Annotated in this window: 30 protein-coding genes; 21 read left to right on the forward strand and 9 right to left on the reverse strand. The window is 64.1% G+C overall.

Going from position 1 to position 25,319, the window contains the following annotated elements; genetic code table 11:
* The 3 genes from GBJ34_RS12370 to GBJ34_RS12380 all read right to left on the reverse strand — a co-directional run.
* A partial coding sequence (locus GBJ34_RS12370) for a calcium-binding protein (RefSeq protein ID WP_404811428.1) occupies positions 1 to 967 on the reverse strand: 967 nt, incomplete at its 3' end.
* A 538-nt stretch (positions 968 to 1,505) separates the two neighbouring features.
* Positions 1,506 to 2,300, reverse strand: coding sequence for an SseB family protein (locus GBJ34_RS12375; protein ID WP_151719601.1), 795 nt, complete (start codon positions 2,298 to 2,300; stop codon positions 1,506 to 1,508).
* A complete protein-coding gene (locus GBJ34_RS12380; protein ID WP_151719622.1) occupies positions 2,297 to 2,893 on the reverse strand; it encodes a uracil-DNA glycosylase family protein in 597 nt (198 codons plus the stop codon). The genes GBJ34_RS12375 and GBJ34_RS12380 overlap by 4 nt, the downstream gene beginning before the upstream one ends.
* 127 nt (positions 2,894 to 3,020) lie before the next feature.
* On the opposite strand from GBJ34_RS12380, the gene GBJ34_RS12385 reads away from it, so the two are divergent.
* The 8 genes from GBJ34_RS12385 (at position 3,021) to GBJ34_RS12415 (ending at position 10,263) form a co-directional block, all read left to right on the forward strand.
* Positions 3,021 to 4,220: a Na+/H+ antiporter NhaA gene (locus GBJ34_RS12385; RefSeq protein WP_192931211.1), complete on the forward strand. Its 1,200-nt coding sequence runs from the start codon at positions 3,021 to 3,023 to the stop codon at positions 4,218 to 4,220.
* 203 nt (positions 4,221 to 4,423) lie between these two features.
* Complete coding sequence (locus GBJ34_RS12390; protein ID WP_151719603.1) at positions 4,424 to 5,083, forward strand: ABC transporter ATP-binding protein; 660 nt, start codon at positions 4,424 to 4,426, stop codon at positions 5,081 to 5,083.
* Positions 5,061 to 6,752 (forward strand): capsule biosynthesis protein, encoded by a 1,692-nt coding sequence (locus GBJ34_RS12395; protein ID WP_151719604.1) that lies wholly within the window; start codon positions 5,061 to 5,063, stop codon positions 6,750 to 6,752. The genes GBJ34_RS12390 and GBJ34_RS12395 overlap by 23 nt, the downstream gene beginning before the upstream one ends.
* A 10-nt stretch (positions 6,753 to 6,762) precedes the next feature.
* The gene (kdsA, locus tag GBJ34_RS12400) at positions 6,763 to 7,593 is read left to right on the forward strand and encodes a 3-deoxy-8-phosphooctulonate synthase (RefSeq protein WP_151719605.1); all 831 of its coding nucleotides are present in this window, start codon (positions 6,763 to 6,765) and stop codon (positions 7,591 to 7,593) included.
* 217 nt (positions 7,594 to 7,810) lie between these two features.
* Positions 7,811 to 7,957 carry a hypothetical protein gene (locus tag GBJ34_RS20560; RefSeq protein ID WP_155043630.1) on the forward strand — a complete coding sequence of 49 codons (147 nt, stop codon included), beginning with the start codon at positions 7,811 to 7,813 and terminating at the stop codon, positions 7,955 to 7,957.
* On the forward strand, positions 7,950 to 9,308 hold the full coding sequence (locus GBJ34_RS12405) for a tyrosine-type recombinase/integrase (RefSeq protein WP_080620466.1): 1,359 nt from the start codon (positions 7,950 to 7,952) through the stop codon (positions 9,306 to 9,308). Before GBJ34_RS20560 ends, GBJ34_RS12405 begins: the two co-directional genes overlap by 8 nt.
* Positions 9,309 to 9,409: 101 nt before the next feature.
* Positions 9,410 to 10,060, forward strand: a complete 651-nt coding sequence (locus GBJ34_RS12410) for a DUF433 domain-containing protein (RefSeq protein WP_080620467.1) — start codon at positions 9,410 to 9,412, stop codon at positions 10,058 to 10,060.
* Entirely contained in the window at positions 10,057 to 10,263 is a 207-nt protein-coding gene (locus GBJ34_RS12415) for a DUF5615 family PIN-like protein (RefSeq protein WP_089389002.1), read from the forward strand. The genes GBJ34_RS12410 and GBJ34_RS12415 overlap by 4 nt, the downstream gene beginning before the upstream one ends.
* Here GBJ34_RS12415 and tnpC read toward each other — a convergent pair.
* The 3 genes from tnpC to tnpA are packed head-to-tail and all read right to left on the reverse strand — an operon-like array spanning position 10,212 to position 12,473.
* Positions 10,212 to 11,711: an IS66 family transposase gene (gene tnpC / locus GBJ34_RS12420; RefSeq protein WP_035746780.1), complete on the reverse strand. Its 1,500-nt coding sequence runs from the start codon at positions 11,709 to 11,711 to the stop codon at positions 10,212 to 10,214. The genes GBJ34_RS12415 and tnpC overlap by 52 nt on opposite strands.
* Before the next feature lie 58 nt (positions 11,712 to 11,769).
* Positions 11,770 to 12,117, reverse strand: coding sequence for an IS66 family insertion sequence element accessory protein TnpB (tnpB, locus tag GBJ34_RS12425; protein WP_035746778.1), 348 nt, complete (start codon positions 12,115 to 12,117; stop codon positions 11,770 to 11,772).
* Positions 12,114 to 12,473: an IS66-like element accessory protein TnpA gene (gene tnpA, locus GBJ34_RS12430; RefSeq protein WP_226341152.1), complete on the reverse strand. Its 360-nt coding sequence runs from the start codon at positions 12,471 to 12,473 to the stop codon at positions 12,114 to 12,116. Before tnpA ends, tnpB begins: the two co-directional genes overlap by 4 nt.
* A gap of 113 nt (positions 12,474 to 12,586) precedes the next feature.
* Here tnpA and GBJ34_RS12435 point away from each other — a divergent pair, with 113 nt between their 5' ends.
* Complete coding sequence (locus GBJ34_RS12435) at positions 12,587 to 12,862, forward strand: hypothetical protein (RefSeq protein ID WP_205963182.1); 276 nt, start codon at positions 12,587 to 12,589, stop codon at positions 12,860 to 12,862.
* An 11-nt stretch (positions 12,863 to 12,873) separates the two neighbouring features.
* On the opposite strand, the gene GBJ34_RS12440 is transcribed toward GBJ34_RS12435, so the two are convergent.
* Entirely contained in the window at positions 12,874 to 14,187 is a 1,314-nt protein-coding gene (locus tag GBJ34_RS12440; RefSeq protein WP_080620471.1) for an MFS transporter, read from the reverse strand.
* Positions 14,187 to 14,468: a metal-sensing transcriptional repressor gene (locus tag GBJ34_RS12445; protein ID WP_080622743.1), complete on the reverse strand. Its 282-nt coding sequence runs from the start codon at positions 14,466 to 14,468 to the stop codon at positions 14,187 to 14,189. The genes GBJ34_RS12440 and GBJ34_RS12445 overlap by 1 nt, the downstream gene beginning before the upstream one ends.
* Before the next feature lie 279 nt (positions 14,469 to 14,747).
* Between GBJ34_RS12445 and GBJ34_RS12450 the strand changes: the two genes are divergently transcribed.
* From GBJ34_RS12450 to GBJ34_RS12500, 11 genes are all read left to right on the forward strand, one after another.
* Positions 14,748 to 15,215 (forward strand): AAA family ATPase, encoded by a 468-nt coding sequence (locus tag GBJ34_RS12450; protein WP_080622744.1) that lies wholly within the window; start codon positions 14,748 to 14,750, stop codon positions 15,213 to 15,215.
* A gap of 101 nt (positions 15,216 to 15,316) precedes the next feature.
* Positions 15,317 to 16,270, forward strand: a complete 954-nt coding sequence (locus GBJ34_RS12455; protein ID WP_080620472.1) for an ArdC family protein — start codon at positions 15,317 to 15,319, stop codon at positions 16,268 to 16,270.
* Positions 16,267 to 17,217, forward strand: a complete 951-nt coding sequence (locus tag GBJ34_RS12460; protein ID WP_226341153.1) for a hypothetical protein — start codon at positions 16,267 to 16,269, stop codon at positions 17,215 to 17,217. The genes GBJ34_RS12455 and GBJ34_RS12460 overlap by 4 nt, the downstream gene beginning before the upstream one ends.
* A 155-nt stretch (positions 17,218 to 17,372) precedes the next feature.
* Positions 17,373 to 17,759: a hypothetical protein gene (locus GBJ34_RS12465; RefSeq protein ID WP_080620473.1), complete on the forward strand. Its 387-nt coding sequence runs from the start codon at positions 17,373 to 17,375 to the stop codon at positions 17,757 to 17,759.
* A gap of 137 nt (positions 17,760 to 17,896) precedes the next feature.
* Entirely contained in the window at positions 17,897 to 20,050 is a 2,154-nt protein-coding gene (locus GBJ34_RS12470) for a ParB/RepB/Spo0J family partition protein (RefSeq protein WP_151719606.1), read from the forward strand.
* A 94-nt stretch (positions 20,051 to 20,144) separates the two neighbouring features.
* On the forward strand, positions 20,145 to 20,474 hold the full coding sequence (locus tag GBJ34_RS12475) for a hypothetical protein (protein WP_080620474.1): 330 nt from the start codon (positions 20,145 to 20,147) through the stop codon (positions 20,472 to 20,474).
* Positions 20,471 to 20,770, forward strand: a complete 300-nt coding sequence (locus GBJ34_RS12480) for a hypothetical protein (RefSeq protein WP_080620475.1) — start codon at positions 20,471 to 20,473, stop codon at positions 20,768 to 20,770. Before GBJ34_RS12475 ends, GBJ34_RS12480 begins: the two co-directional genes overlap by 4 nt.
* 427 nt (positions 20,771 to 21,197) lie before the next feature.
* A complete protein-coding gene (locus GBJ34_RS12485; RefSeq protein ID WP_164871400.1) occupies positions 21,198 to 21,362 on the forward strand; it encodes a hypothetical protein in 165 nt (54 codons plus the stop codon).
* Positions 21,363 to 21,537: 175 nt separating this feature from the next.
* Positions 21,538 to 21,906: a thermonuclease family protein gene (locus GBJ34_RS12490; RefSeq protein WP_080620477.1), complete on the forward strand. Its 369-nt coding sequence runs from the start codon at positions 21,538 to 21,540 to the stop codon at positions 21,904 to 21,906.
* Between the two features lie 98 nt (positions 21,907 to 22,004).
* Entirely contained in the window at positions 22,005 to 22,562 is a 558-nt protein-coding gene (locus tag GBJ34_RS12495; protein ID WP_080620478.1) for a hypothetical protein, read from the forward strand.
* 60 nt (positions 22,563 to 22,622) lie between these two features.
* Positions 22,623 to 23,069 carry a hypothetical protein gene (locus GBJ34_RS12500; RefSeq protein ID WP_151719607.1) on the forward strand — a complete coding sequence of 149 codons (447 nt, stop codon included), beginning with the start codon at positions 22,623 to 22,625 and terminating at the stop codon, positions 23,067 to 23,069.
* A 341-nt stretch (positions 23,070 to 23,410) separates the two neighbouring features.
* Here the strand turns inward: GBJ34_RS12500 and GBJ34_RS12505 are convergent, their stop codons facing one another.
* The gene (locus GBJ34_RS12505) at positions 23,411 to 24,433 is read right to left on the reverse strand and encodes an IS110 family RNA-guided transposase (protein WP_010398690.1); all 1,023 of its coding nucleotides are present in this window, start codon (positions 24,431 to 24,433) and stop codon (positions 23,411 to 23,413) included.
* Here GBJ34_RS12505 and GBJ34_RS12510 point away from each other — a divergent pair.
* On the forward strand, positions 24,414 to 25,196 hold the full coding sequence (locus tag GBJ34_RS12510; protein ID WP_226341154.1) for an antitoxin of toxin-antitoxin stability system: 783 nt from the start codon (positions 24,414 to 24,416) through the stop codon (positions 25,194 to 25,196). The genes GBJ34_RS12505 and GBJ34_RS12510 overlap by 20 nt on opposite strands.
* The last annotated feature ends 123 nt before the right edge of the window (positions 25,197 to 25,319 follow it).

Here is a 25,319-nt window from a genome sequence, read left to right on the forward strand (position 1 = left end):
GGTCAGTCGCCCGCGCCGTGGTGACCGCCGTGCCGTTCTCCGCCACCCGGATCGCCGCCGCAGCCCCACCGCCATTCGAGGTGATGACCGGGGCCTTGTTGCCGGTATCAGGGCGGGTCAGAACCACCGTTTGGTCGGAGAATTTCACATTCTCCACCGCGATCAGCAGATCGGTGCCCTCGGCGCTGTTGCCGCTGCGATTGTCGGCCACCGTCCAGCCAAGTGCGGTCTGGGTGATGGTGTATTGGCTGCGCGTGCCGCTATAGACGGCGGTATCGGTGCCCGCGCCGCCATCGATCGTGTCATTGCCGGCACCGCCAGCCATGCTGTCATTGCCCGCTCCGCCCAGAATCCTGTCATTCCCGGCATTGCCCAGCAGCGTGTCATTGCCGCCATTGCCGTTGATCGTATCGGCAAAGCGCGAGCCGGAATAGAAATCGGCCCCGGCTGAGCCATTCACCACATGCGCCTCGGCCCATAGGAACCGCTCCAGATTGGCGGGTTTGGCGGTGCCGTCATCCTCATGGCTGCCCCCCATCAGTCCATAGACCGTGTCATGAAAATCGCCGCGATCGCGCTTGGCATTGTAGATGTTCAGCCCGGTGATCTCGATGGGCGTGGTGACGCCGGTGATATGGCCGCTGCCATCCTGCTTGAACCCCTGGGTCGCGGGGTCATAGCTGTTGCCCAGCGTCGAAAGCCGCACCGCGGTGAGCCGACCGCTCAGCGTATGGTCATTGAAATAATATTCGAAGGCGCTGCCATCCAGAATGATGGCCTTGGTCTGGCTTTCCTTGCCCGCCTCGACCTCATCGAGCAGCACGATCTGGTCGCCCTCGAACATGCCCGAGCCGCCAAGGATATAGGGCCAGCCGGTCGGCACCAGATCCGCGAAGAAGCTGGCGAAATCGGCATTGAAATTGACGCCTTGCGCCGCGGTGCCGGACAGATTGATCGTGATGGGCATTCGTCAGGTCCTTGTGCCAGCGCCGGGATCGGCGGCGCGGTCTCGCATGGGATCCCGGCAGCGCCGGAACCTTCGGGGTCAGCTCTTGCGGCCCTCCGGGTCGCGGACCCTGGGCTACGGCCATGGCAAGAGCCTTGCCTGAGATCCGGCACGCCCTTGCGCGCGCGGGCAGGCGATGAAACAACGGCCACGGAATGCGGCCGCATCTGCGATGCGCGCAGAGCCAAGGGGCTGAAAATTCCGCCCATCGATACGCGCGATTTGTGCTGGGAACCGTGACGGCACCCTGGCCCGGCTTGACCGGGCAAGAGTGCTGGACGGATAAAGGGGATGAGCGGGCCTGCCCCTGGATGCGGGCGGGCCAGTCCCCTTCGCCGCCGGGAATGAACCTTGCGATCCTGCCTATAGGATTTCAGAGCGTTTTAGTCAACCATGACTTCAACCAAAGCCCCAGCGACTTCCGCCAAAGCCCCAGACTCACCAGAAGGTGCAGCGCAAGCCGTGATGACAATCTGACCTGCAATGCCCGCGGGCGAGATCAGCGCAGGCGCGGCGGCTTGTCGGGGTTCATGCCCGGACCCTGCGGGGCGGCGGGCGCGGGCGGTGCATCGGCCACCTGGACCGGCAGTTCAAACCGTCGCCCGACCTGCGCCATTGCCTCGGCTGCGGGTTCCGATCCGGCAAGGAAGGTCACATCCATCTCGCCCGCCTCGATGCCCGAAAAGGTCAGCGCCTCAGCCGCTGCCCGCGCCAGGGCCTCCTGTGCGCCGGGGGTGGCATCGATGAAGGCCAGCATATGCCCCTGCCGCCCGTCGCGGTAGTGCACGGCAGCCAGCAGCGCATGGGCGGCTAGGCCGCCGGCACGGGCCAGCTTGGCCTCCAGCCCTGCAATCAGCGCGGCTGGCAAGGCGCGTGGTATCTCAAAACGTTCGGGCAGTGCCTCGGTCGCCTCGGGGCCATGCGCCAGCGTCTCGGCCAGCCAGTCCACCGCGAAAGGCGGCAGCAGCATCGACGACGGCGCGACGCCCAGATTGATGCCAAGGCCGATGCCCTGCCCGGCCAAGAGCCCGGCGATCACTCGCCCCGGCAACGCCGCATAGGGCACAGGAATGCCGGTAAAGGCACCAAGGCGTTCCTCATTGTCGAAGATCAGCACGACCGGCCCGTCTTCCAGATCGAAGACGCGCGGCGTCAGATTGCCGCCCTCGGCCTCGGTCTCCAGCATCAGGATCATCTCGCCATCGGCCAGACGTTCATAGAATTGCAGGCGCGGGGTGTCATCGCCATCACGGGCTGCGGCCATGGCCTCATAGGCAAGATCAAGCGGTGTCATCCCGGCATCTCCATCAGCGCGCGCACCCGCAAGCGCAGTTCGGGCAACAGTTCAGCCGCGAACCAAGGGTGGCGTTTCAGCCATCCGGTATTCCGCCACGACGGATGCGGCAAGGGGATAATCCGCCGCTCCAGCGCCGTACGCCAATCGGCCACCACCTGCGCAACCGGGCGACGGTCGTTCAGATGCCAGCGGATTGCCGCCCCGCCAATGGCCAGCGTCAGCGCCAGATCGCGATGCTCCGCCAGAACCCGCGCCCGCCATGTCTGCGCGCAGACCGGCGGCGGCGGCATGTCTGCGCCCTTGGCATCATAACCCGGAAAGCAGAAGGCCATGGGCAGGATCGCGACGCGGTGCCGGTCATAGAACTCGGCCTGCGACAGCCCCAGCCAGTCGCGCAGCCGGTCGCCCGAGCGGTCGGTAAAGGGCCGCCCCGACAGATGCACCCGCATCCCCGGTGCCTGACCTGCGATCAAAATCCGCGCCTGCACCCCATGCCACAGCACCGGGCGCGGACTGTGCGCACTGGCCGTCGCCGCAAAACGCGGCGCGCATATCCGGCAAGTGGCGATCTTTGCTTCCAGCGCATCCATCCCGCCACCATCCCATCCCAGATGCGGCAGGGCAACACCCTGCCCCGCCCGCCGCCCGCCCGCATTGCCCCGGCAGGCACAGGCGGCTATGGCGAAGGCCAAGCCGGTCAGAATTGCAGGTGAGCCGATGTATCGCGTCTCGAACTTCATCCGCCATTTCGCGCGCGCCCTGCTGCTTGGCGCGCTGATCGCGACGATCTGGGTCAATCTCTCACCAGCCAGTTATTATGACACGATGGAGCGGCGGCTGTTCCCGCTGCCTTTCCCCGACTGGTTCGTGGCCGATCATGTCGCGGCCACGCTGATCTCGCTGACCTCCGACGGGCTGATGGCGCTGTTCTTCTTCCTGCTGGGGAAAGAGCTGTGGGAGGCCAATATGCTGGAACGCGGCGCCCTGCACGGGCGGCGCGGCGGCCTGCCCTTTCTGGCCACCCTTGGCGCGATCTGCGGCGCGGTGCTGGTTTGGCTGCTGGTTTCCAGCCTGATCGAGACCGCCGAGGAAGCCGCCTTCGGCACCGGCTGGGCGGTGCCCATCGGCGGCGATGTGGTGCTGAGCTACGTTGTGGGGCGCCATGTCTTCGGCAAGGGCAGCCCGGCGCTGCATCTGTTGTTGCTGATTGCCATCGGTGCCGATCTGGCGGGCCTGCTGGCCCTTGGCCTGGCCTGGCCCGAACAGCCCGCGCGGCTGATCTGGCTGACGCTGCCTGCCCTTGCCGTTGCGGGCGTGTGGCTGCTGTTCGGCCGGCACGCAAGGGGCGACAGCGAGCGCGAGCGGCAAGAGGCGCTGCATCTGTGGCCCTATATGCTGGCGGGCGTGCTCAGCTGGATCGGCGTTGCGGCCTCGGGTCTGCCGGGCGCACTTGGGCTTTTGCCGGTGATCCCGGTGATCCCGCACGCCCATCGCGCCTTCGGCCTGTTTGCCGAAGCGGAGGAGCTGCTGCATGATCCGCTGAACCGCCTTGCTCATCTGGCTGTGAAGCCGCTGGTGGTGGTGCTGTTCCTGTTCGGGCTGACGCGCGGCGGCGTGGATCTGCACGCCTTTGCCCCCACCACGCTGACCGTGCTGGCCGCCTTCTGGATCGGCAAGCCCTTGGGCCTGCTGATGGGGGTCATGCTGGCGCAGCGTCTGCTGGGTCTGCCGCTGCCTGCAGGCATCGGACGGCCCGAGATCCTGCGCCTTGCCGCCCTGCTTGGGCTTGGCTTCACCGTGCCGCTGGTCGCGTTGGAAACCGGCCTGCCCGGCGGTGCCATGACCGAGGCCGCGCGCATGGGCCTTGCCCTGACGCTGCTGCTTGGTCCGGCACTGTGGTTGCTTCACCGCCGCTGAGCATTCCCCGATCCCGTTTGCAGGGCTGCAAAACCCCGCAAAGGATGGACATTTCTGGCCCGGATTGAACATAATCGTGCCCTAATCGGGCAGTAATCTTGCTTATATAGTGCTATGGGTGACCATGTGTTAACAATCCTGTCCTATCCGGGGGCCACATCCGGAAGGTCAATCCGTATCCCGCTGGGTGCGATGGGGCGCAGATGATCGAGTTCGAGAATGTCAGCAAGTCGTTCTGGACGGGCAAGCAGCGCAAGGTGATCCTTGACCGCGCCTCGTTCCGGATCGATCTGGGCAATTCCCTCGGGATCCTGGCCAAGAACGGCACCGGGAAGACCACGATCATCAACATGATGGCGGGTTTGGAAAAACCGGATGAGGGACGGATCCTGCGCAGCTCGCGCATCTCTTTCCCTCTGGGCTTCATGGGCGGTGTCATCAACAAGCACACCGCCACCGAAAACGCCCGCTATATCGCCCGGCTTTACGGGTTGGACCCCGATTATGTCGAAGGATTCTGTCGCTGGCTTTGCGGCCTTGACGAATATTTCGACATGCCGATCGGCACGTATTCCGCCGGGATGCGGGGGCGGTTTTCCTTCGCGTTGATGCTGGCGCTGGATTTCGACATCTATCTGATCGACGAGGGGATGCCCTCGACCACCGATGTGGAGTTCAACCGCAAGGCGGGCTCCATCCTGAAGGAACGCCTGACCAAAGCCACGCTTGTCGTGGTCTCGCATCAGGCGGCGACGCTGGAGAAATTCTGCCGCTCGGCTGCCGTGCTCCGCAATGGCCAGCTTTACATGTTCGACACCCTCGAAGAAGCGAAACGTCTTTATGACTACGAAGCTCAAAGTTAAGCGGTTCCGCATCCGTCGTCCCGAGCCGGTGGCCCCCCTGCCACCGCGCGAGGCGCTGGTGAAGGAAGGGATGCTCTTCGCCCCCGAGCCGGGCGATGACGGCTTTGGCAATCAGACCTTCCTGCCGCCGCCCAAACTGGATGCCGCCGAGCCTTCACCTGGACTTCCCGAGGGGTTGCAGCCCATGGGCGATCAAACCCCCGGCGAAGAGATGGATACCATCCGCCGCGAGGGGTTGACGGGGCGCCAATTGCGGCTTGCCCGACGGCTGGCACAAAAGCACAATCTGCCCGCCACCTCGGACTTCGATGCGGTGCGCCTGCTGCGGCAGGCGGGCCTTGATCCGTTTCAACGTTCCAGCCTGCTGGATCTGATCCCCGGACAGGATGGCCCGCCATCGGAACCGCCGGCCAATCGCGCCGTTGCAACCGCGCCGGGCGACGGGGTGCAACTGCCGCAGACCATCAAGCCTGCGCAGCTGCCCTCAACCCAGGTGCAGGCCGAACAGCACCACGCCGCTGATATCCTGCGCATCCAGCGTGACCTGAGCAAACGCCGCCGCCGCCGTTCGGCGCTACTGGCGGCACGGCTGTTCGTCTTTGTCGGCATTCCGACGCTGCTGACCGCCTTTTACTATTATGCGGTGGCCACGCCGCTTTATTCCACCAAGTCGGAATTCGTGATTCAGCAATCCGGCGGTGTGGGCGGCGGTGGCGGTGGCGGTGGTCTTGGCGGGCTGCTGCAAGGCACCGGCCTTGCCACTTCGCAGGATTCGATTGCGGTTCAAGGCTATCTGCAATCGCGTGACGCGATGATCCGGCTCGACCGCGATCATGGTTTCCGCAATCATTTCGAATCCGATCGGCTGGACCCGATCCAGCGGCTGGATCCCGGTGCCTCGCTGGAGAAGTCCTACAAGACCTATACCCGCAACATCCACATCTCCTATGATCCGTCCGAGGGCCTCATCAAGATGGAGGTGATCGCGGCCGATCCCGAGAAGAGCGTGGAATTTGCCAATGCGCTGATCGGCTATGCCGAGGAACAGGTCGACCAGCTGACGCAGCGCCTGCGCGAAGACCAGATGAAGGGCGCGCGCGAAAGCTATGAGAATGCCGAACGCGAGATGATCGCGGCGCAGCGCCGCGTTGTCGATCTGCAAGAAAAATTCAAGGTTCTCAGCTCCGAGGTCGAGGTGCAGCTGATCACCGCGCAAATCGGCAATCTGGAGACGCAGCTTTCCGCCGACCGGCTGTCGCTGCAACAGATGGAAAGCAACGCCCAGCCCAATCAGGCGCGGATGGAGCCGCTGAAACGCCGCATCACCACGCTGGAAAGCGAAATCGGGCTGCTGCGCTCGCGCCTGACCGAGCAAAGCGCCGATGGGCAAAGCCTGGCCGTGGTACAAGGCGAATTGATGGTGGCGCAATCGGATGTGGAAACCCGGCGGCTATTGCTGGCGCAATCGCTGCAGGCGCTGGAAACCTCGCGGATCGAAGCCAATCGTCAGGTGCGCTACCTGTCGCTGTCAGTCAGCCCCGTGGCCCCCGATGAAGCCGCCTACCCGCGCGCTTTTGAATATACGGTTGTTGCACTTCTGATCTTCGGCGGTATCTACCTTATGATCTCGATGACTGTCGCCATCCTGCGCGAACAGATCGCGGGCTAAGGAGAGACGCATGAAGACTGTTGCGATTGGCGGGCTGACCGTCGGAAATGACCGGCCTTTGCTGGTCATCGCGGGGCCCTGCCAACTGGAAAGCCTGGATCACGCCCAGATGATCGCGGGCAAGATGGCCGAGGCATGCAAGGCAGCCGGGGCGCAATATGTGTTCAAGGCCAGCTATGACAAGGCCAACCGCACCTCGCTGAAGGGCCGTCGCGGTCTTGGCATGGAAGAAGGCCTGAAAGTGCTGGAGGCCGTGCGCGCGACGGGCCTGCCCGTCCTGACCGATATCCATGACGAGGGCCAGGCGCGCGAGGCCGCCACGGTCGTTGACGTGATCCAGATCCCGGCCTTTCTGTGCCGTCAGACCGATCTGCTGCTGACCGCAGGCAGGACCGGCGCGGTCGTCAATGTGAAAAAGGGTCAGTTCCTTGCCCCCTGGGATATGGCCAATGTCGCCGACAAGGTGGCCTCGACCGGCAATGACAAGATCCTGCTGACCGAACGCGGGGTGAGCTTTGGCTACAACACGCTGGTTGCCGATATGCGCAGCCTGCCCACCATGGCCAGGACCGGCTGGCCGGTCATCATGGACGCCACCCATTCGGTGCAGCAACCGGGCGGCCAAGGCGGAAGTTCCGGCGGGCAACGCGAATTTGCACCGGTCATGGCGCGCTGCGCGGTGGCGATCGGAATTGCGGGCGTGTTCATCGAGACGCATGAAGACCCCGACAATGCGCCATCTGACGGGCCGAACATGATCCCGCTGGATCAGATGCCCGCGCTGATCGACAGCCTGATGCAGTTCGACCGCCTCGCCAAAGCCGATCCGCTGCGGGTGTGACCTGAAACAAAAGCCGCCCCTCGGGGCGGCTTTTCTGTTCTGGTCGACAGGATTCGACAGAAAACTTATGCGCCATCCGGTAGCCACGCGAAATACTGCGTGAACATCTTGCCGTAACCACTTGGAATGATTGGCGCACCCAGCACGATTCGAACGTGCGACCTTTGCCTTCGGAGGGATTACGACTAGCTCCGTCGATTACCGAAAGGGGCACGCCATGATGCGCTATGTTACTGTAAATAAAAAGGAATTTGATTTCCTTCGCCGACAAGCCTATCCTTCTGTTCGCCACGGTTTTCGCCCTGCTGCTTACGTGGTGCTTACGCGGGTTTTCGGGCATGTGACGGAGGAAGTCCATGGCTAAACTTACAAAACGCGTCGTCGATGCGGCGGAAAGCCGTCGCAGTGATTACGTGATCTGGGACGATGAGCTACCCGGTTTCGGGCTTCGTGTCTTCACATCAGGCAAGCGCAGCTATGTGATCCAGTATCGCCAGGGAGGACGGTCGCGGCGCTACACCATCGGCCTGCATGGTATCTGGACGCCAGAACTGGCCCGCCAGGAGGCCAAGGTCCAACTTGGCAGGATCGCGCGCGGCGAAGACCCGGCCGAGGAAAAGCAGCTCGATCGCAAGTCCATGTCGGTCAAGGAACTCTGCACTCTTTATCTGAATGACATGAACGCCGGTCTCATCATGGGGAAAGGCGGCCGTCCAAAGAAGCACAGCACGATTGTGACCGATACCGGGCGGATCAACCGGCACATCATCCCGCTCTTGGGCAGTCGGCGGGTGCGTGACTTGACCAAATCCGACGTCAACAAGCTCCTCAAAGACGTCATGGCGGGTAAAACTCGGATTTCGGTCAAGACCGATAAGCTTAGAGGCAGGGCCATTGTCCGCGGCGGTCCTGGGACTGCCGCTCGAACCGTCAGCCTTCTCGGCGGTATTCTTACCTATGCCGTCGATGCTGGGATCATCGAGCGGAACCCGGCGCATGGCATCAAGAAACCGAAGGATAACGTCCGCAAGCGTCGGCTGTCCGAGGCGGAGTATCGCCTACTTGGTGTCTTGCTGCGCAAAGCAGCGCAGAACGAGAATTATGCCATGACCGTCGAGATCATCCGCCAGATCACCATGACGGGTTGCCGCCGATCGGAAATGATCGGGCTAAGCTGGAGCGAAGTTGACGCCCAAGCCAGTTGCCTGCGCCTTGAAGACAGCAAGGAAGGCTATTCCATTCGGCCCATCGGGCTGCCTGTCGTGGAGTATCTGGAAGAGCGCGCCAAGTCGCGTATCGGCACTTATGTGTTTCCCGGCCGTGATGAGGACAGAGCGTTCGGCAGCTTCCCCAATCACTGGAAGAAGATCTTCACGGACTCCCCGCTTGCCGATGTCACTCCCCACGTTCTTCGCCATAGCTTCGCGAGCATAGCGAATGATCTCGGGTTCACGGAGATCACCATCGCCGCTCTCGTCGGTCACGCCAAGGGGTCTGTCACGAGCAATTACATCCACACCGTCGACACGGCCCTCATCATGGCGGCCGACACGATTGCTGGCTACATTCAGGGCCTGCTCGATGGCATCGAGTTCAAGCAGACCGCCTACGCGCTGGATCGGGACTCCCGGAAGACGTCGCTCGCGCGCTTCCTTCAGAAGGCAGCAGGCAACGACGACAGAACCGCCGACGTGGCGCAGCCTCTGGCGGCTTGAGGATGGCGGAAACGGCTGGCGGATCGTGGGTCAGCCTTGAAATTGGGGCGCCTCCAATATATATTCCGACACATCGGAAGATTTATTGGTTGGAGGCGTCCATGCCCGCGACTGAAATGCTGAAGGCCACGGAGGCGGCCGTGGTCGCCCGCGTCAGCCTGCGCGATGTCAATCGCGTCATCGACGAGCGCATCCTGCCCGAAACGCTGGTCTCGGTCGAAAACGGACGTTTCGTGCTAGGGGCCGCCTGCACCCTGATCGCCTTCTATTTCGAGAGCGCCAAACGGCTGACCTCGGAGGAACGCCTGTTCGCCATCCGCTCCGCCGAGCCACGGTTGCGGCGCTGGAACCGCGCAGCCACCGAGGCCATGCTGAAAGCCGACTGGACCGTTCGCCACGACTTCCTGACCATCGACCTTCTGCCCTTCTTCGAGCGTTCCGTCGCACGGCTGGAACGGCTGGACGCCGCGCGCGAGGTGGTCACCATCTCCGATGACATCATGGGCGGCACCCCGGTCATCAGCGGCACGCGCGTTCCGGTTCACGACGTCGCGGCCGCATTGGCGGCGGGCGTCCCCGCCAAGGAGATCCTTGAGGATTATCCGTCTCTGACCGAGGACAGGCTGGAATTGGCCGCGCTCTATGCGGAGGCCAACCCCCTTCGCGGACGGCCGAAGCCGCTCATCGCCAGACTGCCCGAAGGTGCGCGCATCCTCTCGGATCATCGCGTGCCGCGCAGGCGAGCCGGATGAAGTTCCTGATCGACGAATGCCTCAGCCCGAAGCTGACCGAGCTGGCTCACCAGAGGGGGCATGGGGAATCGTCCCATGTCGTCTGGCTGGGCCGCTCGGGCGCGAAGGACTGGGATCTCATCCCCCTCATCGTAACCGTCCGGCGTGACCGCTATCCGTTCCAGCGCCACGGCATCAGGTCATCGACCTTGGTGATCTTGTAGTCGGGAATGCGGGCGAGAGTGTCAGCGAGCCAGGCGTGGGGATCGACGGCGTTGAGCTTGGCCGTTTCGATCAGGGTGTAGGCGATGGCAGCGGCGTTGCCGCCCGCCTCGGAGCCGACGAAGAGGTAGTTCTTCCGCCCGAGGGCGATGGCGCGCATGCCGCGTTCGGCGGTGTTGTTGTCCAACTCCAGGATGCCGTGGTCGAGGTAGGGGCGCAGGCGGTCCATTCGGGTCAGGGCATAGCGGATGGCGGCCGCGAGCGGGGATTTGCCCGAGATTTCCGTCAGTCTCATGGCCAGCCATCGCTGCAGATCGTCGAAGACCGGGGCGGCGTGAGCTTTGCGGAGTTCCGTGCGGCGGTCTGGCGGCGACCCTCGGGCTTCTTTCTCGACGGCGTAGAGCTGTGCGATCCGGCCGATGGCCTCTCCGGCGATCGGGGAGCCCTGCGACCGATGGATATCGACGAACTTTCGCCGGACATGGGCCATGCAGGCGACCTCGCGGATGGTGCCGGAGCGGTAGAGATCCTCGAACCCGGCATAACCGTCGGCGTGCATCCAGCCGCGGAAGCGGGCGAGGTGGTCCTTGGGATGCTGGCCCTTGCGGTCACCGGAGAAGCGATACCATGCCGCCGGTGGGGCCTGCCCGCCCCAAGGGCGTTCGTCGCGCGCATAGGTCCAGAGCCGGGCGGTCTGGGTCTTGCCGGTGCCGGGCGCCAGCATGCTGATCGGCGTGTCGTCGGCGAAGATCGCCTCGGCTGAGAAGACATGGCGCCCGATGGCGTCGGCCAGCGGCTCCAACAGGGCCGTGCTCTTGCCCACCCAGTCGGCCAGGGTGGACCGGTCCAGGTCGAGACCTTCGCGCTCGAAGATCTGGCTCTGGCGGTAGAGCGGAAGGTGGTCGGCATACTTGCTCACCAAGACATGGGCGAGGAGGCCCGGCCCCGGGCGACCGCGCTCGATCGGGCGCGAGGGCAGTGGGGACTGCACGAAGCGTTCACAGCACGAGCAGGTCAGCCGAGGGCGGACAAGCCGGTTCACGATGAACCGCCCGGGAACGTATTCCAGCTCTTCCGTCACATCTTCCCCGATCCGGCGCAGGCGCCCGCCGCAATCGGCACAGGCATCTGTGCTCGGTGTCAGCTCCACCTCCATTCGCGGGATGTGGTCCGGGATCGGACGACGCTTGGGTTTGTCCTTCTCCTCGATGTCCGGCAGCTTCATCCGCGCGGTCATCGCGGCGGCGGCGATCTCGCTGGTCTCAAGGGCCAGCTGCAACTGTTCCGCCGTCTCGGACGACGCACCAAACCGGTGCGCCCGGTGCCCGGCCAGCTGATGCCGGAGCTTCTCGATCAGGATCGCCTGGGCCTTCACCTCGGCCAGAAGCCGCGCGGTGAAGCTGCGCAGCTCCTCGGGGTCTTCCGGCAATGTCAGGGCCTGGGTGAGCATGCGGAAAGTTTATCCCACTGTATTACTTGTGGGAATCACTGATTGCAGGCGCCGTGGACTATCCCGCCGCCAGAGGCCGCCACGTCCGTTCCGGTGCCCGCCAGTCGATGCCTTCCAGCAGCATCGACAGTTGCGCAGGCGACAAAGCCACCTTGCCCTCCTTGGCCGAGGGCCAGACGAACCGACCCTTCTCCAGCCGCTTCATGAACATGCACGCGCCTTGGCCATCCCACCAGATCACCTTCACCAGATCGCCCCGACGGCCACGGAAGACGAACAGATGCCCGGCGAACGGGTCCTGCTTCAGCACCGCCTCGGCCTGCGCCGCCAGTGCCGTGAACCCCTTGCGCATGTCGGTGGCGCCCGCCGCCAGCCAGACCCGCGTGTTCGCCGGAACCGGGATCACGCCGTCACGCCCCGGATCAGCCGCGCCAGAGCCTCGGGATCATAGCTCCCGCTGATGCGCATCCGGTGCCCGCCCGCCAATTCGATCTCGATGTGGTTGTGGGCGGCAGGTGTTGCCCGGGCAGACCTGGTCTCCGCGACAATCTCCACAGGCAGAAAGCGCGCCTCCTCTGACGGGGGAAGAGCCGAGGCGGGGTCCGGCGCGTAACGGCGATCGCGCAGCCACTTGAAGATCAAGTTCGCATTCACCGCGTAGCGCCGCGCCACCTGGGCGACCGATACCCCCGGCGCCGCCGTCTGGAAGCAGATCGACCGCTTCTCCTCATCCGTCCAAAGCCGCTTCGTCCGACGCGCCACGTCATCACCACAGTGTCCACTATCAATGGTGGACACTATCCCGCACTCTCACACCGCGGCAGAGCGGTTAGACCGGACGGTTACCCCTCATCATCGAGGACGACTGGACCTTCGTGACCCGCAATTCCGTCGATTTCCGGGGCGCAGCCTCGCGCCCCGGCGAGAAAGGGCAATATGCCCGTGTCGATCTGCATGCCGGGCTGGTCTGCCTCAATGGCCCCGAGGGTATGACGCGAGCCCTCCAGTTGGAGTTGTTCGAGCAAGCCCTGCTCGAACTTGACGCCGATCCAGACCTTGTGAACCAGGTGCTTGAAGTCACGCTGGAGGACGATGACCATCTGCGTGTTATCCGATATGCGCTCCCCTCGGAGCCGGACCAGAGAACCTGACGGGAGCGCGATCAGCGCTCACGCGGCCAAGCCGCGTGCATGTCGTCGATCACATAGGCATGGGCATGGCGTCGACCATGCCCAGCTTCTGCGAGATGCGGATGGTCGGCCGACAGATCGGCATGACCGTGTTCAAGCACCTCTGGATCGTCGGCAGGCCAGACGGCGAAGCCGATGCCGATCGCGACAGCGGCCAGCGCGGCCAGAATGATCGCCGTCATCGGCAGGCCGAGCGTCGCGCCGGCCCACCCGGCAAGCGGATAGGCGATCAGCCAGCAGGCATGGGAAAGCGCGAACTGCGCGGCGAACAGCGCCGGCCGGTCTTCGGGATTGGCCGAGCGCCGGAGCAGCCGGCCGGATGGCGTCTGTGCCGTGGAATAGCCGACACCGAGCAGGAACCACAGCGGCAACAGCCAGCCGTAGCCCGGCAGCGCCGCCGCCGCCAGTGTTCCCACCGCCAGCAGCGATGCGCCACCGAGCATCGCCGTTCGATCTGGAATCGAGTCCAGCAGCTTCGGCAGCGCAAGCGCCGCGACCATCGAGCCGCCACCGAACGCCGCGAGGGCCAGGGCCATCGCCTGGTTGTCGAGGCCATAGACAGCCTGCACGTAAACGACCGTATTCACGATCACCAGCGCGCCCGCCGAGGCGACTGCGAGGTTGATCGCCAGCAGCCCGCGCAGGCGCGGCGTCGCCAGATAGATGCGGATGCCGCGCGTCGTGCGGTCGTAGATACCACGAGGTTTCGACGGTTTCGGACTCGGCAGGACGACCGAGATCACCAGAGCCGCCGAGACGAGGAAGCCGATCACCGTGCCGGCGAATAGGCTATGGAACGAGATGAAGGCGAGAAGTGCCGCCGCCAGCATCGGACTGACGACGCTTTCCAGATCGTAGGCCAGCCGGGAGAGCGACAGCGCGCGCGTGTATTCCTTCTCGTCCGGCAGGATGTCGGGGATCGTCGCCTGGAAGGTCGGCGTGAAGGCGGCCGAGGCCGATTGCAGCACGAAGATCAGAACATAGACCTGCCAAATCTCGGTGACGAAAGGCAGGAAAACGGCAACGGCGGCGCGGACGAGATCGAGCGCCACCAGCATGGCGCGCCGCGGCACACGCTCGGCGAATGCCGATGCGACCGGCGCGACACCGACATAGGCGATCATCTTGATGGCGAGCGCGGTCCCCAGCACCGCGCCGGCCTCCGCCCCCGCCAGTTCGAAAGCCAGCAGGCCCAGCGCCACCGTCGCAAGGCCGGTTCCCACCAGTGCGATGACCTGTGCCAGAAAGAGGTGGCGATAGGTCCGGTTTTCGAGGATCGCCAACATCACAGATACTTCGCTATTTCCTTGAACTCGTCGATCGACTGCCGCCGATCACGCCCGAGCGGCCCGACCACTTCTTCGAGGCAATGGTCGAGGTGATCCTGAATCAGTGTCTTCTTGGCCTGGGCGATAGCCTTCTCGACGGCATGGAGCTGCTGGGCGATGTCGAGGCACGGCCGCCCGCCCTCGATCATCTCGATGACGCCGCGAAGATGACCATCGGCGCGCTTCAGCCGCTTGACGATCTCCGGGTGGGATTGGTGAGTTTGGGATGGCTTGGTCATCGTCATATCCTATCCCCCTGTAGGGGATATACCAAGATGGTCGAACGTCGAAAGCAGGTTGCTCGTTTGGCTATAGCGGCAGGTGAAGTCAGGTATTGCTTACTTGCACTTCTACGCTTTTGCGGTTGTCGGTTCTTGCGGGGGAAAGCCTTCCCCCTGGCCGGCACTGCGTTGCCGGCACACCCCCTTCTGCGGGGAGACCCCGCAACGCCCCCTGGGTAGGTCTCAGCCGGACTCAGTGATGTGGTGGACGCGCTCGCCTCGCGATACACTGTCCCAATGCCTATACTTCATCTCATCTGTGGGCTTCCCGGCTCGGGCAAGACCACATTGGCACGGCAGCTTGAGAATCAGGGAAAGGGGCTTCGCCTCTCTCCCGATGAATGGATGTCCACGCTCGGATTCCAGCTCTACGACGAGGGCGGCCGCGCGCGTGTCGAGCAGTTGCAATGGCGTCTGGCCCAACGCCTTCTGGCCGCCGGAAACGACGTCATTCTGGAGAACGGCTTCTGGTCAAGAGAGGAGCGCGATTCCTACCGGGCGGTTGCGCAGTCGCTCGGCTGCGAGACCCGGCTTCACTATCTCGACGTCCCCGTCGAGGAGTTGCAGCGTCGGATCATCGCCCGCAACCGCGATGCGCCTGCCGATGCGGCTGTCGATCCGAACGATCTTCTCGCTTGGTCGAAGATGTTCGAACCGCCGACCACGGACGAACTTGCGGTTGGGCACGGCACCGCGCCGCCGTGATCGGCGGCAGCGCCGCTTTAGAGTGAGAGTGCAGACGGGGTTTGCCGTGACGGGTTGAGGGCTGGAGAAGAGGTCTCCGGCGCCCGTCGCGGAGAACCGCGATGTCCAGATACGACCATACCCCCCGTTCCGGCGCGGATCGGGCGAACCTTTACGACGAGATCACCGACAAGATCATCGCCGAGCTTGAGGCCGGGCGCTTTCCTTGGGTCCAGCCCTGGGGCAAGGCCACGGCCCAGGCCCCGCTCGGCCTGCCGCAGAACGCCAGCACCGGCCGCGCCTATAGCGGCATCAATATCCTCATCCTGTGGGGCGCCGTCGTCCAGCACGGCTTCCCCGGACAGGGCTGGCTCACCTTCCGCCAGGCGCTTTCGCTCGGCGGCAATGTCCGCAAGGGCGAGTGCGGCACAACCGTCGTCTATGCCGATCGCTTCACGCCCGAGGACGAGAAGCGGCGGGCGCGAGAGACCGGCGAGGAACCGGGGAAGATCCCGTTCCTGAAGCGGTTCACGGTGTTCAACACCGCGCAGTGCGAGGGCCTGCCCGAGGACATTGCCGTGGCCATGCCGCCTCCGCCATCCGGACTGGTCGAGCCGAGGGTCGAGGCGCTCATCAAGGCGACCGGCATCGACTTCCGCATCGGCGGCGACCGCGCCTACTACGTCCCGGCCCTCGACCATGTGGTCGTTCCGCCGCCGCAAGCCTATTTCGAGCCGATCAACTGGCACCGGACGGCCCTGCATGAGCTGGGTCATGCGACAGGCCATGCGTCCCGGCTGAACCGCGATTTTTCCGGTTCCTTCGGCACCAGGAAATACGCTTTCGAGGAGCTGGTGGCGGAAATCTCGGCCGCCTTCTGCTGTGCCTCCCTCGGCATTGTGCCGACCGTCCGCCATGCGGATTACATCGCCTCCTGGCTCGAAGTGCTGCGCGAGGACAACCGGGCCGTCGTCCGCGCTGCCTCGCAGGCGAGCAAAGCGGCCGACTGGATTTTGTCCTTCCTGCCAGATGCGGACGGGCTCGGTGCGGCCGACGATGAGCGGGAGGCAGCATGATGAACGCGCTCGCCTTTCCCGGCTCGATCCCCGATCCTGCGCAGGCGGCCGAGATCCGCCTGCGTGTCCTCAGCCTCGGCGCCGGCGTCCAGTCGACCACGCTCGCCCTCATGGCTGCCCATGGCGAGATCGGCCCGATGCCGGATTGCGCGATCTTCGCGGACACCGGCTGGGAGCCGAACGCGGTCTATGAGCATCTTGCCTGGCTGGGATCGCCGAATGTCCTGCCATTCCCCATCCATATCGTCTCGGCCGGGGATATCCGCGCCGATCTGCTCACCGGCGCACGCGGCGAGCGGTGGGCCTCGATCCCCGCCTTCACACGCACGGTCGCGCCCGCTGGGACTGAACTACCCGTCTATGATGAAGACGAGAACGGCGAACCCGTCATTGTCGGTTCCCGCGTCCTGGCAGGTGAGCGGATCAGCATTGGCATGATCCGCCGCCAATGCACCAAGGACTACAAGATCACCCCAATCCGGCGGAAGGTGCGCGAACTCCTTGGCATTGCGGGGCGCCGCTCGCCCGGATCGCCAGTCGCCGAGCAATGGATCGGGATTTCTCTCGACGAGGCGTTGCGCATGAAGCCCTCGTTTGAGGACTGGCAGGTCAACCGCTGGCCCCTGATCGAACGGGGCATGACCCGCCAGGACTGCCTGCGCTGGCTGGAGCGGCATGGCTATCCTCTCCTGCCCAAGAGCGCCTGCATCGGCTGCCCGTTCCATTCCAATGCCTATTGGCGGCATATGCGTGACCACGATCCCGAAGGGTGGACCGATGCCGTGTCGGTCGATGCCGCCATCCGCACGGGCTTCCGGGGCATTCGCGGCGAGGTCTATCTTCACCGTTCCGCCGTCCCGCTCGATCTGGCCGATCTTTCGACAGCCGCCGATCATGGCCAGCTCGACCTCTGGCCGAACGAATGCGAGGGCATGTGCGGGGTGTGACTGCTGAAACTCGCCGATGCACATAGCCGGATTTCCGGCTTTGCGATTTTCCGGCTCGCAGCGCCGCCCTTCTGGAGACAGAGGGCGGCGCTTTGGGTCGTGGCGGGTTGGGTGCCGGGAGAGAGGCTCCCGGCGGCCCGCCACGGAGAACGCAGATGCCTGCTATTCAGTCACCCACGCCCCTGAAAACCTTCCTCATCTGCCATGGCGCCGAGAACGAGTTCTGGCTGTGCAAGGCCGCGGACCGGAATCATGCCGTCGAGCAGTTTGAAGCCGCCGCGACGGACGGCGACATCAACGAGGTATTCGAGTGCGTCCCCGCCATGAACCGCTACTTCGTCCGCCAGCGGCGGGCGATGTGGGTCTGCTTCGTCCAGGAGGTCGAAGCAGAGGATGAGGATGCCGCGGTCGATGCCTTCTACCAAGGGTTCGATCCGCAGCACTTCTTCATAGAGGGCGCCCTTCAACACGCTGATCATGGCCCCGCCACGGTCTTCGACCGGCGGGAATACCCGAACGCGAATGTTGCCGAGGCCGACTGACGAGCTGTTCCAAAGCTGAATAGCCCGTGTCCTTGCGACAGCGCTGCCCTCTTAGAGTAAGAGGGCGGCGCTTCGCTTCGTGACGGGTTGGAGGTCGAGAGAGAGGCTCACGACCGCCCGTCGCGGAGATGACCACCATGGCCCGAGCTGCCAAGAAAAAGAAGCCCGCCCTTCAGATGATCGAGTTCTCGCGGGCGCGCGATATTCCGTTCAACCGCATCCGACTGTCGGATAGCAACGTCCGCGAGATCGACGTGGAGGCCGGCCTGGACGACCTGACCCATGACATCGACCGGCGGGAAGATCTCGTGCAAGGTCTCAATGTCCGCGCCGTATTCGACGAGGACGGCAATGAGACCGGCGATTTCGAGACACCCGCAGGCGGCCGCCGCTACAGGTCCATCGCGCGCCTTGTGGAAGCCGGTCGCTTCCCGGCCGAAGGGCTTGTGCCTTGCATCGTCAAGAAGGCCGACGCCAAGACCTCGGCCGTCGACGACTCGCTGGCCGAGAACCTGCTGCGCCTCGCCCTGCATCCGCTCGACCAGTTCAAGGCGTTCAAGCGGATGTTCGACATGGGCATGTCGAAGGAGGAGATCGCCGACGCCTGGCGGACCACGCCGCGCTACATCATGCAGCGTCTGCGCCTCGCCACCGTCGCGCCGACACTACACGATGCCTATGCGCGCAACGAGATGACGCTGGCGATGCTGGAAGCCTTCACCGTCAACCCCGACCACGAGCGCCAGCATCAGGTCTGGGAGCGCATCAGCACGTCGTGGCAGAAGGAGCCCTGGCAGATCCGCAATATGCTGACCGAGACCACGGTTCCGGCCGCCGATAAGCGCGCCCGCTTTATCGGCGTCGAAGCCTATGAGACAGCGGGCGGCCCGGTGCTGCGCGACCTCTTCTCCGAGGAAAACGGCGGCTGGTTGCAGGACGTCACGCTCCTCGACCGCCTGGTCGACGAGAAGCTGCGCGCCATTGCCGACGAGATCGCCGGTCAAGGCTGGAAGTGGATCGACGCGGCGGTCGAGCTGCCCTACGGCCACACCAACGGCCTGCGCAAGCTGGCCGGTGTGACCCAGGAACTGACCGAAGAGGAGCGCGCCACGCGCGAGGCGCTGCGCGACGAGTATGACGAACTCGAAGCCAAGTATGCCGAAGCCGACGACCTCCCCGATGAGGCCGATCAGCGTCTCGGGGAGATCGAGGCCGAGCTGGAAGCCTTCGAGAACCGGCCCGTCACCTTCGCGCCGGAAGACATCGCCCGTGCCGGTGTTTTCGTCAGTATCGGCCGCGAGGGCGAGTTGATCGTCAGCAGCGGCTACGTCCGCCGCGAGGATGAGCAACCCGAGACGGTCGATGGCGAGGATGCCGGAGAGGGCGCGGACCCGTCCGACCCTGATGCCGTGCAGCGCGCCGTCATCACTGTCGGCGGCGAGCCGGTCCCGGACGCCGACGAGGAAGAGGACGATGCTGTCAAACCGCTGCCCGAGCGGCTGGTGACGGACCTGACCGCATGGCGGACGCTGGCGCTGCGCAATGCGCTCGCCGAGAATCCGCACGTCGCCATGACGGCCCTGCTGCACAAGCTGGTTCTCGATACCTTCGAGCGCACGTCCACCTCGGGAACGAGCCTTTATGCCGCCGTGCGTCACATCTATCTCCCGGCCGATGCGACCGGGCTCGCGGACAGTGCCGCCGCGAAGATGATCGACGAACGCGCGGACGCCTGGCGGGGCGACATTCCCTCCGGTGATGACGACAGGCTCTGGGGCTGGATCGACGGCCTCGACGATGCCAGCCGCCTGGCGCTGCTCGCCCATGGCGTCAGCTTCGGCGTCAACGCGCTCTATGAGCGGCCGAACCCCTATTCGGGGAATGGCATCTCGCAGCACGGTCTCGACCGCCGCATGGCCGAGGCCGAACGGCTGGCGCAGGCCACCGGCCTCGATCTTGTCGAAGCCGGCTGGAAACCCACGGTCGAGAACTACCTCGGCCGCGTGACCAAGACTCGCATCCTCGAAGCGGTGCGTGAAGGCGCCGGCGATCGCGCGGCCGATCTCATCGCGCATCTCAAGAAGGGCGACATGGCGAAGGAGGCCGAGCGGCTTCTGGCCGATACCGGCTGGCTGCCGGAGCCGCTGCGCCCCACCGTGGACGCGCAGGCCGTGGATGGCTCAGCCGATCAGGACGAGAATGGCATGGCGTTGCCCGATTTCCTCGCCGGTGACGATGAGAACGCGGCCGATGCCGCCGACGATCCGGTGGCCTTGGTCGCCGCCGAGTGACGCGCACCAGCGGGGCGGTCTCGGTCGCCCCGCTTACTCCCCACCCCATATAGGCTCGGCCCCGGCCGGGCCTTTTTTTTCAGGAGACAGGATCATGCCATCCGACAACCATCCCAACCCCGGCCAGCCCATTCCTCAGACTGTTCATGTCGCCCTTTATGAACATCGCTATGGAACCGATGTGCGCGCTTTTCTCGACAGCGAAGAGGCGATGCACTGGCGCACAGAGATCGCCAAAGAATGGTGGACTGACGCCTTCGATGACGATCTGCCGCCCGACGACCAGATCGGCGACGTGTATTTCGAGCGCATGTTGGAGCGCGACGAGTTCTTTTGGACGAAGGCGTGTGAAATCAAACGCGATCCTCCTGATTCCACCGATCCGGACAGCCCCGTTCCAAGCGCCGATGGTGGTGGCGCATGATCATGACGGTTGATGAAATCTTCGCTGACGACCGCCGCAACCCTCCCATGGAGCGATCGCTTCCGTGGGAGGAAACGCGCGGCGGCGTCACCGTCTTCGTGGAGCCGAAGCCTCATTGGGCCGAGGACATGCGCGCCTTCCGGCTCGATAGGTGCGAATATTGCCGCTATGCGGACTGGAGCGCGCACGGCGCCCGGACACGGTTCTACGGTCATATCGACACGTCCGGCGACGACGTGATGATGGAGGCTCGGGCAATTATCGCCCGCGAGATCGCCGATGGGCTATGGGACTGAGCAGCCCTTACGCCTGTGCCTGGCGCAGACCGGGCCATCGGGGTATCGCCGCGCAGCCAGCGACGGATCGAGGTCCAGCGTCACCATTGCGCCGTCAGCTTCTCGCAGCGGGACAGCGGATTCCATCTCCAGCCTGAAACACATCCTGAAGATCAGCCCGGCAACGAGGCTGGCGCGGCGGGGCATCTATGACGGGATTCCCGGCATCCTGTCAGAGGCGAAGCACCACCCCCGCTTCCATTCGCGAACCTTGGTCCGACCGTCTCTTTGTCAATCAACCCACGAGGGGTCGGCTTACGCGAGCGTGCCGCCCTCGCGGATTCGGACGAGCCGAACGCGCGAGGGTGATTGCAGATCCGGTCGGACACTTCGGGCGCCTGTCGCGCGGGGGATGGTCCCCCGCCTCCCAAGACAGGAGCCGGAACCCATGTCCTATGCAGATGCCACCGCCTTCGCCGCCAGCCTCGCCACCACGCTGATGGTTTCCATCGTCGTGTTTCAGGCCGGAGATGGAACCCACTCCGCCATGCCGGCCGACGAGTTCGACGGCGACGAGGAGATGGTGAAGCTGGAACTCGATCCGTGGAGCTGAGGCGCGAAAGCGCCTCACTCCCAAGGCCCGGTGCCCAAGCGCAGTCGGGCCTTCTCCCGACAATCGCCGCCGATTGCCGCTTGCGTGCCGGACGGCATTGCGATCTCGACCCGCATCGGAAAGAACCGTCGGCGATCACGCCGATTTCGCTCCATCAAGATGAAAGCCATTCGCCATGCTCAGCCATATTGTCGTTTCCATTCTGCTCTGCACGGCGTCATGCGAACCGGCCGAAATCCGCGTCTGGGACGGCGATTCCATTCGCTTGGGCACGACGCGGCAATCTGAGGCCGTCCGGATCTTCAACATCGACGCCCCCGAGATCGAGGGGCAATGCGCGTATGAAACCGACCTCGCGCTGCAATCGAAGATCAGGCTGGCCGAGCTTCTGAAAGGCCAGCGGATCGAAATCCTGCACCAGGGAACCGACCGCTATGGCCGGACCCTGGCGGCGATCCGCGTCGAGGGACGAGACGTCGGAGACATTCTCGTCAGCGAGGGACTGGCCCGAACCTGGGCGGGACGCCGCGAACCGTGGTGCTGATCCACCCCGACAACAGGAGAGTGAGAGGGTGGGTCGGTTGGCCGTGACGGGTTGCAGGTGGAAGAGAGGCTTCCGCCGCCCGTCGTGGAGCAAACCCCATGACCCTTTCCCACCACCCCGGTTTTACCCTGGTCGGCGACGTCATCACGCGCGAGGTGTTGCCCCGGCTGCGCTACGCCCAAAAGCTGCCGTTGCGCCTCTCCTGCATGGGCACGGCCGGTTACGAGGGCCTCGACGAGGCCGATGAATTCGACCGCACGGTCGTCATCGGTCAATCCGCATCCGCCGAAGAAGCCATGATCCTTGCCAGCCAGCGCGTCGCGCGCGGCGACATTCGTGTCAGCGCGGACGACACGCTGCGCTTTCACCCGCGTATCGTCGTCATTCAGGACGGCGATCTCGGCCTGGTTCTCGGTGGCGAGATCCGGGCAGGAATCGTCCTCTGGCAGCAGCCCGTCGTCTCCGACGTGGAGGCCCGCCGCATCATCACCGAAGCCAGCCGCTTGCGCGGGCTGGCCTTCGCCGCCTCCGGTCGGGTCGATCACAGCGCAGCCCGCGATCATCGTTATCGCGCCAGCCTGCTCGAGGCCCGACTGGTCGATCCCTACTGGCGCGAGACCGCGGCGGAGCTTCTCCATCTGCCCCAGGCCGCCTGACACCTTCTTCCACATCTTCGCCCGGCCGCGCGCCGGGCTTTCTCGTTTCAGGAGTCCGACATGGCTAACTATTTCACCCATTTCTCCTGCCTGCTCGACGTAGGCACCCCGGAAAACGCCGCCCGCGCGCTCGACCTCTACAACGCACTTTCAGAGGAAAACGCTGCCGAAGACCCTCCCTCGGAAGGATTCATTCTGTCGATCCAGCCTGAGCATGGCGGCACCCAGCTCTGGATGCGCGACGATGAGACCGGCGATCCCGAGCATGTGATCCAGTTCGTAAAACGCTGCGCGGCCGCGTTCGGCCTGTCGGGCCTCTGGGGCTTCCAGTATGCGACCGCCTGCTCGCAAGCCAGGGTCAACGCCTTCGGTGGTGGCGCGCATGCCCTCGATCTCGCCACCGGCGAGACCGTGGACTGGATCTATAGCGGCAGCTGGCTGGAGATCGTCCTGGACGGAGGTGATCCCTATGCCTTCTGTAATGGGGCCAGTGCAGTCAATGGGTAATATTCAACAAAAGGCCCCCTCGAGGCTGAGCGCTTCGAGGGCATGGCTAGGCGGAACGGATAAGTCCTGGCGGTCACCCCCTCTGGCGCTTTCGATACCGTTCCATCGATTGTGATCCTACACCGGTTCGCGCTTCTGTCCGTGGTCGACGCAGTGGTCGCCAACTTGATGCTGGTTCAAAGCGGTCTCCGCGCGCCTATCTGAGATACGTGCTCGGAGCAGAAGCTTCGGCTACAAGGCATCGGGCGGCGTCGTCGGAAACCGCGTCCTGGTGAGGACCTCGATGGCCGGTTTTCAGGTCGGCCAGTTCGTTGTTTTCAGTCGCGGCAACTTGGCTGGCTTTAAGCCATCCTGGCAGCCTGGAATTCGGTGTTGTCGACCCACATGCGATGCAGAATCACACCCATCCTGCGGGCCAGAGCGACCGCGGCCCGCTTAACGCCACGCCGACGAACAACCCGCTCCGCCCATGCGCGCAACCAAGTCGGCTTTTTCGAGCGATGGATCACCACGGTGGCAGCTTGATACAGTGCGGTCCGCATATCCAGATCGCCAGCTTTGGTGACACCGCCGATGATATCCGTCTCTCCGGATTGGTAGCGACGAGGTGTCAATCCAATTGATGGGCCAACATCTTTCGACCGCCGAAACCTGCCGGGGTCATCGATGGTTGAGCGGACAGTCAATGCGACGACCGGACCAATTCCGGGCATCGTCATCATCAAGCGACAAACTGGATCCTCGCGGGTGATGTCTCGTGCCAGGCGTTCAAGGCGCACAAGCTCGCTGCGCAACGCAGCTCGAGCCCTGAGCATCGGTTCGATTGAAAGCTGGATGAGCTTGTTGCCATCGGTCAATTCGCGAACACGGTCTTCAAAGCTGACTTTGCCAATCCGACCAAGTCGAAGTCCGAAATTGCGCAGCATGCCCCGAATAGACATCTCGATGTTGATAGCGGCGTCTTGCACGGATCGGCGTGCACCGAGAAGCACCCTAAGCTCCTGCGCGGAAAGCGACTTGCAATGGACTGGCCGGAACCAACCCATCTGCAGCAAGCGGGCCAGGCCAGCAGCATCGCGGCGATCGGTCTTTACCGGCGCAGCTTTCAAGGCGGCTTTTACTTGCCGGGTCTCCATCAGCACCACCGGCAGTCCAAGGTCGGTCAAAGATTTATGAAGCCACTGGGACAAGGGTCCGGCTTCGATACCGATCGCTTCTACCACTCCCGGCATATTCCTGATGCAGGCGTTCAATGCCCCGGGGTCACTCGCGACTTTCGTTTCCTTCACAAGCTTGCCGTGTTCGTCCACGGCGCAAACCGCAGAACTTTCGAGAGATACGTCAATGCCAACGAAAACACCCATAGATCACTCCCCTCTTGATCCCAATGACAGGCAGCCTGAATCAAGCAACGAAGCGCCCGAATTTCCCAGCGGGAAAAGTTCTGGATCCGCTTCAGCCCCGGGCAGCCACCCCATTACGGCATCTGAGATCATCGAAACCACGGTCTATCGGCTCGACGAGCTTTCCGACACGGCGAAGGACAAGGCCCGCGCCTGGTATCGCGAAGGCGGGTTCGACTACGACTGGTATGATGCGGTCTATGAGGATTTCCAGCGGATCGCGGAAATCCTCGGCATCCGCTTCAAGACCCGCACCGTGCGCCTGTATGGCGGCGGCTCGCGGCGGGAGCCGCGCATCTTCTTCTCAGGCTTCTGGTCACAAGGCGATGGCGCTTGTTGGGAAGGGTTCTACTCCTATGGGAAGAACGCCTCGGCCGAGATTCGATCCCATGCACCGCAGGATACGGCCCTGCACGGTATCGCCGATGCCCTTCAGGCAATCCAGCGACGCAATTTCTACCAGCTTCGCGCCGAGGCCAGCCATCGTGGTCGCTACTACCATGAGTATTGCATGGCGATTTCCGTCGAACGCGACAGCCAGACATATCAGGACATGACCGCCGATGCCGAGGAGATCGTGATTGAGGCGCTGCGCGATCTGGCCCGTTGGCTCTACCGCCAGCTTGAGCGCGAATACGACTACCTCTCCTCGGGTGAGGCGGTGGATGAGACCATCACCGCCAACGAATATACCTTCACCAAAGCCGGACGCCGTTTTGGCTGACCCCGACAAGCGCTCCGCCTCTCGGCCGGGCGCTTGTTTCATGCCTGCTTACGCCACGGCTTGAGAGGGAGAGAGCGACCGGAAGGGATTTGAGCCGGTGCGGTCGAGAGAGAGCGCCGTGCG

The organism is Gemmobacter serpentinus, from assembly GCF_008973825.1.
Taxonomy (GTDB): Bacteria; Pseudomonadota; Alphaproteobacteria; order Rhodobacterales; family Rhodobacteraceae; genus Gemmobacter; species Gemmobacter serpentinus.